The 12,782-nt window shown below is 37.4% G+C and carries 15 protein-coding genes; 13 read left to right on the top strand and 2 right to left on the bottom strand.

Annotated elements, in window-relative coordinates:
• Positions 1 to 122 precede the first annotated feature (122 nt).
• Together KJS94_RS02925 and KJS94_RS02920 are read left to right on the top strand one after the other, a co-directional pair.
• Positions 123 to 545, top strand: coding sequence for a hypothetical protein (locus KJS94_RS02925; protein ID WP_214449171.1), 423 nt, complete (start codon positions 123 to 125; stop codon positions 543 to 545).
• Positions 546 to 798: 253 nt separating this feature from the next.
• Positions 799 to 1,473: a hypothetical protein gene (locus tag KJS94_RS02920; protein ID WP_214449172.1), complete on the top strand. Its 675-nt coding sequence runs from the start codon at positions 799 to 801 to the stop codon at positions 1,471 to 1,473.
• On the opposite strand, the gene KJS94_RS02915 is transcribed toward KJS94_RS02920, so the two are convergent.
• Together KJS94_RS02915 and KJS94_RS02910 are read right to left on the bottom strand one after the other, a co-directional pair.
• Positions 1,470 to 2,525 (bottom strand): IS3 family transposase, encoded by a 1,056-nt coding sequence (locus tag KJS94_RS02915; protein WP_214449559.1) that lies wholly within the window; start codon positions 2,523 to 2,525, stop codon positions 1,470 to 1,472. The genes KJS94_RS02920 and KJS94_RS02915 overlap by 4 nt on opposite strands.
• Positions 2,522 to 2,839 carry a transposase gene (locus KJS94_RS02910; protein ID WP_214449558.1) on the bottom strand — a complete coding sequence of 106 codons (318 nt, stop codon included), beginning with the start codon at positions 2,837 to 2,839 and terminating at the stop codon, positions 2,522 to 2,524. The genes KJS94_RS02915 and KJS94_RS02910 overlap by 4 nt, the downstream gene beginning before the upstream one ends.
• Positions 2,840 to 3,032: 193 nt before the next feature.
• Between KJS94_RS02910 and KJS94_RS02905 the strand changes: the two genes are divergently transcribed.
• From KJS94_RS02905 to KJS94_RS02855, 11 genes are all read left to right on the top strand, one after another.
• A complete protein-coding gene (locus KJS94_RS02905) occupies positions 3,033 to 3,251 on the top strand; it encodes a hypothetical protein (RefSeq protein ID WP_214449551.1) in 219 nt (72 codons plus the stop codon).
• Positions 3,252 to 3,461: 210 nt separating this feature from the next.
• Positions 3,462 to 3,980, top strand: coding sequence for a hypothetical protein (locus KJS94_RS02900; RefSeq protein WP_214449550.1), 519 nt, complete (start codon positions 3,462 to 3,464; stop codon positions 3,978 to 3,980).
• Between the two features lie 269 nt (positions 3,981 to 4,249).
• Positions 4,250 to 4,876, top strand: coding sequence for a DUF4304 domain-containing protein (locus KJS94_RS02895; protein WP_214449549.1), 627 nt, complete (start codon positions 4,250 to 4,252; stop codon positions 4,874 to 4,876).
• Positions 4,877 to 5,135: 259 nt separating this feature from the next.
• Positions 5,136 to 5,744 carry a hypothetical protein gene (locus KJS94_RS02890; protein WP_214449548.1) on the top strand — a complete coding sequence of 203 codons (609 nt, stop codon included), beginning with the start codon at positions 5,136 to 5,138 and terminating at the stop codon, positions 5,742 to 5,744.
• A gap of 181 nt (positions 5,745 to 5,925) precedes the next feature.
• Positions 5,926 to 6,549, top strand: a complete 624-nt coding sequence (locus KJS94_RS02885) for a hypothetical protein (RefSeq protein WP_239804269.1) — start codon at positions 5,926 to 5,928, stop codon at positions 6,547 to 6,549.
• Positions 6,550 to 6,771: 222 nt separating this feature from the next.
• Entirely contained in the window at positions 6,772 to 7,323 is a 552-nt protein-coding gene (locus tag KJS94_RS02880; protein WP_214447246.1) for a hypothetical protein, read from the top strand.
• Between the two features lie 211 nt (positions 7,324 to 7,534).
• The gene (locus KJS94_RS02875; protein WP_214447245.1) at positions 7,535 to 8,275 is read left to right on the top strand and encodes a DMP19 family protein; all 741 of its coding nucleotides are present in this window, start codon (positions 7,535 to 7,537) and stop codon (positions 8,273 to 8,275) included.
• 270 nt (positions 8,276 to 8,545) lie between these two features.
• Entirely contained in the window at positions 8,546 to 9,172 is a 627-nt protein-coding gene (locus KJS94_RS02870; RefSeq protein WP_214447244.1) for a hypothetical protein, read from the top strand.
• 171 nt (positions 9,173 to 9,343) lie between these two features.
• The gene (locus tag KJS94_RS02865; RefSeq protein WP_214447243.1) at positions 9,344 to 9,850 is read left to right on the top strand and encodes a hypothetical protein; all 507 of its coding nucleotides are present in this window, start codon (positions 9,344 to 9,346) and stop codon (positions 9,848 to 9,850) included.
• A gap of 198 nt (positions 9,851 to 10,048) precedes the next feature.
• Positions 10,049 to 11,989 (top strand): AAA family ATPase, encoded by a 1,941-nt coding sequence (locus tag KJS94_RS02860; RefSeq protein WP_214447242.1) that lies wholly within the window; start codon positions 10,049 to 10,051, stop codon positions 11,987 to 11,989.
• A gap of 122 nt (positions 11,990 to 12,111) precedes the next feature.
• Positions 12,112 to 12,678, top strand: a complete 567-nt coding sequence (locus KJS94_RS02855; protein WP_214447241.1) for a hypothetical protein — start codon at positions 12,112 to 12,114, stop codon at positions 12,676 to 12,678.
• The last annotated feature ends 104 nt before the right edge of the window (positions 12,679 to 12,782 follow it).

Raw genomic sequence — 12,782 nt, 5'->3', positions numbered from 1 at the left:
CAAAGCCCCGGCCGTTATAGGGCATCTTTAAAGACGACGACGATTTGACTAGAACGAGCAAAATATTAAATATCATTTACGGCTTGACAGTTGTGTTTTTTCTGTTGGACAGTCTGACAAGTATGGATATAAAAAACCAAACGCTAAAGTCAATTGTTTACTTCGGACTCTTAATTGGAACACTATTAACATTAATTTGGAATGTCATCACACTTACAACAACAACACGAAAAATCATTTGCGCTATTCTGCCGACAACAGTTCTAACATTGATTTTAATAGCAGGACCAATGAAGATTTTATTTTTAACTGGTGCTTGGCGGACACAAACAATTTTGTATCAAAACGGACACTTGAATTTTAATACTGTGGAGTTTCAAATGCAAGATGTTGGAGCATTAGGTTATAACAAGCGGACAGTTGAAGTTTTCTATTTGACACCGTTGTTTATGATTACAAGCGAAGTTCCCAACGATATTGACAAAAGAGTTGAATGGATTAAAGTTGACAAAGACGTAAACGAACTTGAAATAAAATCCCCTTAGACGGAGGAGATAAAACGCCCTATAACATTGGGTTTTATGCAAGTTGGGCAGGACCAGTAAACATCAACTAATTGCAAAGCCAGACTGTGGTTCAGGGCTGGATAAACAAACTTGAGCTTTTGTACATAATTTCATCATCAGTTTTTTAATCAGCAGCGGCGCCGGGTGGACGGAATTCTATTTCCCAACCTTCATAAAGCCCTGTTCGTTGTACGCTATTTTCTGACACAGCATTCATTTCAAGATTTTACGCATGACAAAAGATAAGCTAATTCAATTCTATAAAGGAACGGATTATCAAAATGAAATTCGAAAAGGTCTTCCACCTCGGCCGAGTGAATGGCACTTACCAATTTATTTAAAGCAACTATTTGAATCTAACCCAGATTTTTTGAAAGATTTACCGAGTAAGCTTTCAGATGGAAAATTGGATATACCAATTACGCATTCGGACAGCATTCATCTGAGAAGCACACTTTTACACGAGTCTATATTTTCATTTTATAAAGCATTCTATAATTATTTAGCCGCTCGGAGATTATATAATGGGGGAATTGAACATTGGATTGAAATAACAAACTATTATTCGAAACTTTATCTGGCGAGAGCCACTAATACCATCTTAGGGAACCAACTATACTCAGTTGGACAAGCACAACAGTATTTTAACCCTGAAATTCTAGAAGCCGTGAATCCAAAAGGATACGAAAAGTATAAAAATGGTGCTCAAAGAATAAGCTACACGGTAGAATTAGATATAGACATAGAAGGTCAAGCTGGAAAAATCAGTTATTCCAAAAGATCAGTTTCGACACATCAAGACACTTGGAAAACTTATAAAAGTTTGAACGTAGAAAACTTAGGGTTAACTAGGTTGGACAATTTTGACACAGAAAGCTGGGATTTAATCGATGAAAGAATGTCTTAACCCCCTATAAACTGGACAGATTTTTCAAAATGGTTTGCTACTGATTCGTTGATGTCCTGGTCATCCGTAAGGCAAAGATAGGCCGGTTCGGTGTGCTGGTCAAGGCTATACAAAGCGGACGCCGTCCGCATACCCTCGCTGTCCGGCCTTGACAAGCCCACCGTCCCCGGCGCAAGTTGTGGCCTAACAGCTGACAAGGACATACCTTGTGCCCATTTTTGCATTGGTGTGAGGAAGCCGATAGCCCCGTGTTTGCGCTTAACGTTATACCAGTGCATGTACTTCTCTATGTGCTGCTTTGCATCATAAAAACTGGAAAAGGAATGCCGGTCAATCAGCTCGCTTTGCTGAATGGAATGAAACGCTTCGATGTAAGCATTTTCCTCCGGAGTGGCAACATGTGTAAACTCTTGCTGTGCTTCCAGTGCTTTTAGTGCGGCTCGAACCTTATTTGCAACAAATTGGGAACCGTTATCATTTCGTATGATGACGCCCTTCAGTCCGAATCGAAGGTCCAGCCAGCGCATCAGGGCAATGACATCCGTCTGGCGAACACTTCGTTGAAAAATCCAGCACAGGATCCGGCGACTGAAAACATCCATAATAGCCAGTTGGTAATACCACCGGTTTTCACCCTGTACCCAAACGTATTTGATATCCAGGCACAAATATTCCATTGGGTACCTGGCTTCAATACGTCTATGCTGTACCCATTTTCTTTTGCCCTGCACTTTTATTCGAGCACCACATAGCAAATGATGTTCTTTCATTAAGCGATACACCTTCTTATGATTGATCAGGTATTCCATATCGCGCAGGCTCTCGGTCACTTTCCGGTACCCATACACGCAGTAGTCCATCGAAACAACTGCCCGGATCTGCTCTACCACCAGGCTGTTTTCAACCAGGCTATTATTTCCTACGATGGTATGGCTGCTGGGCTTCATGCCCCTTTCTCCGGGATGGGACTGATAATACAAGCTGCTCCTGGCTACGCAGGCCCATTGACAAAGCTGCTCAATACTTACCCTGTTTTTGTAACGTGCTATCATTTGCCTGCTTTCCGGTAATGGGCATCGCTTTTTTTTAAAAGCTCGGTTTTAAATTCCAGTTCGAGTGCCTGGTTAGCAATGATCTTTTTTAAACGTGCATTCTCTTCCTCCAGGGAGCGTACCAGTGGATCAACCTTTTTGTATCCCGGCTTTAAGCCGTCTTTGCCTTTTACCAGGTACTTCCTCTTCCAATAGTTAAGTACCGAATGCGCAAGATTGTATTTGCGGGCTGTTTCTGTTACACCTTCCCGTTCAGCTTCTTGAAGAATGCTATACTTCTCTTCAGGTGTAAATTGACGTTTTGTTTTTGCCATGTTCCTTAAATTTACTGTGACTAAATTGATTTACAATTTTTGTCCAGGCTTCTAAGGGGCTAAGACAAGAAATAGAGAAAATTATTCTTTTGATGGCTATAAGCAACTCGATTTTAATCTTTATCCTATATCGTTTCCTGGCTATTTCAATAGGAAAGAAATCATTGATACTGCTTCAATAATATATGATGAAATGACAGGAGAAGTATTAATGAATTTTCAAGAGCTATACCATCTATATAAAAACTTAGACATACCTGATCTTCCAATCGAGCTTGAAAAATTTGAGCATATGATAAATTATATGTTAGAAGACTCAGATGCAAAAGACAAATTGATAGCCCTTTCTAAAGCTGGTTTCCCTTTAGAAAATGACTACACTCATGAATTAACCGCATACTATAATTCCTAATAACAGCGTACAACATGGGGCTTGCTGCTATGCTAGCTGACGAATAAATCCTCATCTTTTGTTCGCTATCAGCAGCAGTTCGGTCAGACGGAATTCTATTCGGCTTTAGTTCTTACCTTCAACATCAGTAATTCTAATGGGCTTCAGTTCCGGGCTGGACGTTATAAAATACCAGCGCAGCAGCAAGCCCTACTCGTTAGTTGCTATTGTATGACAGACAGTTTAAAACATCTCATCGACAGATTAAAGCGGACAAAAACAATTGCATCTCAACCAATTCACTTTGAGACATTAAGTTCTATTGACAAATTTGCCGACAACGACTTTTACAAAGCTTATTTGTTAGGGCACTTTTTTAGATATAAACTCGACTCTGACAATTTGTCTGCAGATGATAAGACTTTTTTAATTGAAACAATTAAAAGTAACAATCTGGAAGCCTATTATTATTTAAAAACCAAACCCGACGACGATATTTTTGGAACACTCATTTATTTGTTTATACTCGTAGGACTGGTTGCAATTATTGCTGGAACAATCCAGTTAAGCAACGGATACTTTTGGTATGGTTTGGGGACAAAATATCTTGTCCCAATAATTCGAGAAGGTGGCTATAAGATCATTTTGGGACTTGTTTTCTTTGTCGGCGGACTTATTCGACTTAGACATGAAATTAAAAAGAAACGCTTTTTGAATTCGTTTTTGACTTCGACGAATAACAGCAACTAACATTGGTATTGCCAATAGTGGGGCTGGACATTGGAGCAATCATTACCTATAATTCTATTGTGCTGCGGTTCGGGGCTCGAAGAATAAAGCCCAGTTTTAATTCTTGATTTTTAACTTTATCAAAACGCCAGGCAGCAGTTCCGGGCGGACGGAATACTAATTCCCACCATCGGCAATTCCTGCCCGTTGGTGGCAAGCCAAGAATAACTTACAATTTCGAGATAGAACTTTTAAAAAAAATAAACTATTGACAATAAAATAGACACGACGTGATTAAGGATTGTAAATTTGATGTTGTTAAAGAATTAAAGGCTCAGGCGTGTCACCCACTTTTAAAAAGAAATAATTTCAAAAGAAAAGGTGTTGTATGGTATAGAGAACTACCAAATAATTTACTCTATATAATTACGACCGAAACCCGGACAATAGTAAAAAACGATTTTGTATTTAGCGTACACTATGGAATTTATTATAAAGGAGTTCATGAATTTTTAAACGAATTCCCTTTTGAATTAAAAAATGCCATCGTCTATTGCATCTATAAAGGTCATCGGGACAAGAAGAAATCTAGAAGGAGCTGGGATTCCAATGACTTCACCTCCTTCGATGAGTTCAAAGAAAAAATTGAATCTGCATTAAACAGAGACATACTGCCCGATTTGGAATCTGTACAAACTCCAACAGAACTACTAAACTTGGTTATAAATGACATAGACTTATACATAAAAAATGACAGTATTTTAGCATTAAAAGTAGCATGCCTTTGTTATTTTCTTGGACAAGAAAGGGAAGCATTACAGATTGCAAATAAAGTACTTGAAGCATCAAAATTACCCTATCCCTTTGCGGAAAGACTAAAGAATAAAATAGACTTAAAAATTCAAAGTACCGATTGACATGAATGGCCTACCACCAACATTGCATTGGCTATATGGCTGGCGTGACAGGTGGCCATTGGGCGGAAATAATGCTATTGAGCAACAGTTCCAGCGGATGGAATACTATTTGGCAATTGTGGTTACTTGAAACATTTTACCTTTACCAGGCATTGATAGCAGGGCTGAGAAAGCCATGAATGCCGCCACATCGCCAATGCTTTTTCGTTATGCGGCAGCTTAAAAGACGACACAACAGACAAATAATAAGAGAAAAAATTTGACACAACAAATTGAAAATTTTACAATCACAGAAACCTCGGACAAGGTAGTTGTCGACTATGCTAAAACTTCCAAAGAAAAGTTTGATATAATTTTAACCTTGACATTAGGGTTGGCAATGTCAGTAGCTACTTTTTTGTTACTAAGACAAGGAATTAAATCAACAAGTTATATTGTAATTATTGCAGGACTTATTTTAGCGTTTCAAGCGGTTATACAAACTTTTTCAGGACTGTCAAGACTTTTTCAGCCGACAAAGAATTTATTAGTTATTGACAAGACAACAAAAACATTATTATCAAGACACAGTCTATTTGCTTCAAAAATATTTTCCTTAGACGAAATTCAAGCTCTTGTTGTTAGCGGACAAAACGAAAATATTTCAGTTGGGGACGGACAGAAAATGACTCGAACATATTGCACAATAACGGCAAAGCTCAAAGACAAAGCAGACGAAAGACTTTTTACAATAAACACAAATAGATTTTTTAGACCTTCAATTCAAAAGTTAGAGACAGAATTATATTCAAAAGCTAAACGGTTGACAATTGAAATTAACAGACATTTAAAATTAAAACACCAATGGACAGGTTACAATGAAGACTAGGAAATTACATTTCCAGACGTGGACAGAGAAAGAAAGCCGACCGCATAACACGGGTTTTGCGTCAGGCGGGGTGACATGCAAACTTGGAGCTTTGTGCCTCTAATAAACATTAGTGATAAATTGAACTTTGTGATTCGAAACCCGCCCGAACGCAAAGCCCGAAAACGTTGTACGCCACTTTATGAGACCTCAAATTTTAGCATACTTACTTTTTACTTTAACTGCTTGCGGACAGACAAAAGACAAGTCGCAAAAAGGTACTGGCATTCCTAAAATTACCACTACCCAAAAGCAAACAAAAAATATGTCAGACTATTCACCCACTTTTGACAAAGCTCATCCAAAAGCCAAAGTATTATTGAAAGAAGATTTTTATTTCAGCCCTATTGACGAAACCGGACCTTTTGGTAATGACGATGGAGCAGATACATATGCCGGCTTTAAAGACTGGAGAACAAATCACATAAATGATGACCCAGCAGATTTCTTATTTGATCAAATAAATAAATGGGGATATCCAAAATTTGACATTTATGAAACAGATATAAATAAATTGACTCCATATTTAAAGGAAAGTGAGTTAAGTAGTCGTTATATGTCGGGCATTGACGCAGCAATTATTTCAATCGCTTTTGGACAATTTTATTTAGAAGGAACTATTTATTCTAGTTTTAAGGAAACGGCTATCATTGCAATCAAGCGTCAACTCATGCCGGAAATACTTTCGCTTTGGGGTGACACATATAAAATTGAACGGGAATTGAAGTTAAATAAAATGTTAGCAGTTCTAAATCAAATTAACTAAAAGCGGCGTACAACATTCGTATTGCTGCAAGTGGGGCGGACGAACGCTTAATAGGCGGTTGTGCGCTATTCATCTTCGGTTCCGGGCAGACACAGCAACTATTAACTTTAGTTAATAACTTCAGCTAAATAATTTCAATCGGCAGCAGTTATGGGCAGACGGAATCCTATTTCCCCACCTGCAAAGCAATACCTGGCCGTTGTATGCCATAACAAACCCATTATGCGAACAGCTTTTACAATTATCATACTCTTTTTTTTGACAGTGACGTCTTTTGGACAACTTCCAAAAAAGGCAATGATAAAAATGGGGCAAAACCCAATCGTATTTTTAGACAGTGCTGAGACAAAAATGAGTGCATTACAGACTCTTAATCCATTTGACATCTCAAACATCGGTATTGTAAAACCCAAGAAAGCAAAAAAACTTTTAGGCGACAAAGGAGTTGACGGAGCCATTTATATAACGACTGTAACAGCAGCTAAAAATATTTATTGGAAATACTTTAGTTCAAAGTCCGACGAGTATAAAAATCTTTTTAGCTCACCTCAAGCTGACACGCCAGCTCAATATGTATTAAACGGTGAGGCTTTGTCTGACAGTGCTGCTCCAGGAACTTTGTTTCTCATAAATGATAAAACCTTTAAAACGATAAATGTAATTGACAAAGCAGACGGAAAATATTTAATGGACAATGTAATCTCAAAACGTTACATAGTTGTTATTACTACTAAGCGACCCAAAAAACTTGAGAAAAAGAAGACCACGGCATAGTTGCGGCATACAACAGGAGGTTTGTCAATATGGCGGGGAGACGAATATATTCTCAGCTTTTTATTCGCTAATCGGCTCAGTTCCAGCAGACGAATAACGCCGATCTACAGAATAAACAATGAACTTATATATATAAATTTAGCTACGGTTACGGGCTTACGATTCTCAAATACCGCCACATCGCCAAGCCGTAATCGTTACCAGCCATTTTATGACGACCTCACTAACAGTTAAAATCCTTCTTATTCTTGTTGTTGCAGGAGGGATAATTCTGTACAAATATTTCACAGGACAAAAAAGTAGTCTCAAAGTGACAGAAAATACAACGCAGACACCACCAGACTTTTATAGCATTAATGACGGAAATCAAACGGAATTGTTTTTTGCACCTGCTTACAACAAACAATGGTTTGACGAGTTGGATAAAAAATATTCGTGGGATAATTTCGAGGCGTATGACAACCGTTTTTGGGAGTATATGTACAATATCTTCGACACATTGCCAGCTTTAGCAAAAGGTCAGACAAAATCCGCCCGTGACTTTTTTAATAAGCTAACAAGAGGACAGAAAGTATTTTATTCAGTTTTGGTCTTTGGTGGTGACACAGATAATGGAGGTGTCTATCAGTTCTTTTTTAACAGACCAGAATTTTGCTTTGCAGCTCTTGAGGCTTTTAAAGAACTAAAACTTGACACTCTTGCTAAAGACTATGAAAAGTGCCTCAATGAATTTATTGGGACTGCTGACAGTTATGGAAAACGGAAAGAAATATTCAATGACCCAAAATTTAGTTGGGAGGAAAAAGCAAAATCTTTTCAAGACGGTTACTCTGACGTAAAATCTGCAAAAGTACTTGAAGACTATTTTTATACTGACGATTTTAAGAAAGTTTATTACAAAACAGTAGTTGATTACATTGACAATAATCTTGACCAGTTTGTCAAAAAATAAGAAGCTGCTTGAAATCAAATCGGCTGGTAACAAAAGGTTTGCCGCAAGACTGGCGGACGGAATAGCAATCCGCAGTTGAGCTACTATCAGCAAATATCGGGCTTGACCGAATTCTATTTGGCTTTTAGTTGATAACTTCATCCTCAGTTTTTTCAATCGGCTTCAGTTGCTGGGCACACTGTTATAAAATACCAGCCCTGCGGCAAGCCTCGGACGTTATGTGCCAATTAATAAACCTATAACCTAAATACCCTGAGAAATATCTTGATTTTGTTACTTTCGGTTGGAATTGTTTCTTCATGTAAACAAAGCGAGTCAAAGAAGATTGATTTTAAAATTGAATGTATTCAGACAATAATAATTGATACAATAAATTCCCCGAAAATTGCGGTGTTATGTAAGTTCACAAACCATTCCGATATTAATTTATGTTTTGGAAATAGATATTGGCAAGAAACAGATGGAGTTCCTATGTCTGGTTTAGTACTGTCCGATAATTCTTCTAACGATGTAAGTGTTAATTTGGGTTCCATTTTACACAGCAAGTATTTTGTTGTGCCGAAAGGCAAGGCCAAGCATTTGATATTTATTTTTTCTCTCCATATGGGGGATAGTGCGATGAGAAGACATTTTAATATTTTTAAAAATCGATATTTCAATGAATTTGGAATTGGTTGGCCTTTTCAACTTGTAAAGAATTGTAAATTCAATTATCTAAGTGGGATGGATTTTGGAACAAAAAATTTAGTATCAAACGAATACAGTCATGTGTATTTTGTTGATTCCCTACTTAATGTCAGTAGAAATGATTCAATACCTAAGTATTTAAATGATATGCTATCAGAAGATGCTGGAAGATTGATTATCGAATTGGATAGTTTAAGTGATTTGGAATAAAAATTAAACTGCACATAACAGGGGTATTGGTGCCAAGGCGGTCTTTCGATCAAAGGCTCAACATTCGGAACTATATTTGACAACAGCATAAATCATCAGCCAGGGTAACACGGAAACCGCCCCAGCACCAATCCCTTAGCGTTACCTGCAAGCCTAAAGCGACCATTCTAAATGTTTGAAGGGATTATTTTAATCATCTTTTTTATTATCGGAGGATTGACAGCATTACTTGCCCTTTTCTTCTTCGTGCTTGCTATTTTTCGAAAATCTAAACGATTGTTCAAAATCGGACTGGGTGTTGCGGTTGTGCCGTTTTCACTTTATGCGCTTACATGTTGGTTTTATGACATCCATATCCCAAGACTGAACAAGAAAGTAGAGAAGGAGTATGCAGGAACTTACGTTATGGTTTGGCCGAGCAGCTCAGAAAATTCAGGTAGTGATAATAGACAACCGCATTTAGTTTTAAAAACAGATAATACTTTTCAACTCGACAAAAACAATTATATCCGTTTTTATGGACAAGGGACGTGGAGAGCGGGTGCAACGGAAGACGGCCACTTTGAGTTTAAGGACAAGAATAACTCTATTGTTTTTTGGGCTGAACCAACAGGTGGTAATAAACTTGGAGTAGACATTGAAGGATTGAATACTCAAAGAGTTGAATTTGCGAAATAGTTTGCCTCTTGACAAAGGCCATGCAGGTAACATGGGTTTTGCGTCATGTGGGCAGACGAATGAAGGCTAAACTGCTTTTCTCTATTCAACAATAGTAATAAATTTAGGCTGACGGAGGGTAATGCCCACACGAACGCAAAGCCCCTTCCCGTTGGCGGTCATGCTATTGTACACCCCGAAAATCCCTAAATTCGACATATGAAGCTAAAAAATGTTATAATACATAAATACAAGTGCATTGAAACCGAACAAAAGTTTGATGTTGAAGATGACATCACCATCCTGGTCGGAATGAATGAATCAGGAAAGACATCAGCTCTCGAAGCGATCGCAAAAACGAACTATTTTCAAAAGGACGAGTCATTTAAATTTAATACTACTCACGACTATCCACGTAGAGAAAAAAAGAAGCTTGATAAGAGTGGCATTGACCCAAATGCCGTGACTGCAGAATACACATTGAATAAAAACCTACTTGATAAAATAGCTCAAGATGTAGGTAACGATGTCTTTACCCAAAACTCGATATCTGTTACAACAAAATATGGTAACGGGCGAACCTGGAACAATCTTAAAACAGATTTTAGAAGGTTCATCGAACAAAAGACTGTTGCTCTTGGCATTTCAAGTAAAGCCCTAAATGACAAACTGATTGCTGCAAAATCACTCAAGCAACTTGAAGCTGTAATTGCCGAGTATAAAGATGAAAATATCATCAAAGGCTTGGAAACACTAAAGAAGTATTTTGAAAATAAGCTCAATTTCAATACTGATGTTTTAGATGAATACATAGTGAGGGTTTATTTAAGACCGAATTTGCCTAAATTTTTATACTATGATGAATATTATGCACTACCGTCGAGGATCAGTATAGAGAAGCTCAATGAAAACAATCTTGAGGATGAGGAACTAAAGACGGCTAAAGCACTTTTCGAACTTGCAGATATCAACACGGATGAACTTGTTAGTGCCGACAATTACGAAGATTTCAAAGCAGAACTTGAAGCCACGCAGGCAACAATTACTACTGAATTGTTCAAATATTGGGAGACCAACCGTAATCTGGAAATAACTTTTGACATTGATAAAGTTACCACAGAAGTTGAACGCAATGTACGTGAACCAAACTATGGTCAAAATGTAAAAGTCACAGATGTCAAGGTTATTGAACACGTACTTGATATAAGAGTAAAAAATAGACGCTCTGGTGTTTCTCTTCCATTAAAAAATCGAAGCAAAGGGTTTAATTGGTTCTTTTCATTCTTAGTTTGGTTTAAGAAAATTCAAGAAGATAAGGACAGTAATTATATACTGCTCCTCGACGAACCTGGACTTAATTTACATGCTTCCGCTCAAGCGAATTTGTTGCACTTTTTGAATGATTTGTCGGAGGATTATCAAATAATATACACGACGCACTCTCCTTTTATGATTGAGTCCAAGGACTTACATAAAGTAAGAACCGTTCTTGAAACAGAAAGTGGTTCGGTTATATCGGAAAGTGTTCAAGAAAAAGACCCGAATACACTTTTCCCACTTCAAGCTGCATTGGGTTATGACATAGCTCAAAACCTTTTTGTATCAAAGAATAACCTTCTTGTTGAAGGAGCAAGTGATTTACTGTATTTACAAGTAATGTCGGCAATACTGCAGGAAAATGGAAGGATTGGGCTTGATGCCAAAATAACAATAGTTCCAACTGGTGGGCTTGATAAAGTTTCGACTTTTATTTCATTGCTGCGAGGAAGTAGTCTCAATATTGTCTGTTTGTTGGACACATTTCGTGATTCAAAAGGAAAGGCAAAGCTTGATGACCTCATTGAGCAAAAACTTATATCAGAGAAAAAGGTGATATTTTTTAGTAACTTCTTACCCGATTACTCGACAGCAGACATTGAAGATTTGTTTACTAAAGAAGACTATTTAAAAATTTACAACGAGGCTTTCCCAGCTAAGCCTCTTCAAGTGTCTGACTTGAATGAAAAAATAAAACCAATATTAATTCAAATCCAAGAACCATTTAATCATTATAGACCAGCTAATAGACTTGCTGCAAAAGGAGTGAACGCTTCGTACTTTGAAAAACAAACGCTTGACAATTTTGAGAAGGTTTTCATTGAAATAAATAAATTGTTCTAATCATCACGACACAAAAGCACGAACCGCCAACATCGGCTTGCTGCTATGCTGGCTGACATCTATCACCTCTTCATTTGTAATTCTGTTTAACTTTAGTAAGTTATTCGGCTGATACAATGCTAATGCCAGCACAGCAGCAAGCCGTTAAACGTTGTATGCCATTTTTTGGACACCCCATAATACCAAAGTTTAAAGACAAATATTTTCCTACATTGAAAAAATTCAATAAGCGCTTTTTTTATACTCTACTCTGCTTGATAATTTCATTTTGTAGTTTTTCACAAGACGGGTCTGACATTCGGTACGTCAAGACAGTCGATTTAAATGAAACTCACGTTGGACCAAAAGTTCAATTTGATTTTTATAATCGTTCTTTTGGTGGTATTAAGATTGATACTGTTTTAATAGCAGTAACTGACAAGTCTATTAAATTTGTTGAGCACAGAGATGACGATGGGTTTAATAATTGGTTTTACCGACAATATCTGGAGTCCATTGACAGCATAGGCAATTTTAAACTTCGACTGATTTACAGTAAAATCAAAGCTTTGACAAGAGATGAAATAAGGGTCATAAATTATTTTAATCTTTATGACAAAAACAACGAACCATTGTTTGACACACCATTTACTAAACAGAATTCATATCGGCGGAAATCAATTGTCGAAGTGCTGATTACGGGTGACTAAAACGGCATACAACATTGGGTTTTATGCAATTTGGGCTTGACCTTGCAACATCAACTAATTGTAAAGCCAGGCTGTGGTTCGGGCTGGACAAATAACTTTGAGCT

It is taken from the genome of Flavihumibacter rivuli (genome assembly GCF_018595685.2).
GTDB lineage: Bacteria > Bacteroidota > Bacteroidia > Chitinophagales > Chitinophagaceae > Flavihumibacter > Flavihumibacter rivuli.
Note: the sequence above shows the minus strand (reverse complement) of the source record. Positions and strands in the feature narration are given on the sequence as shown.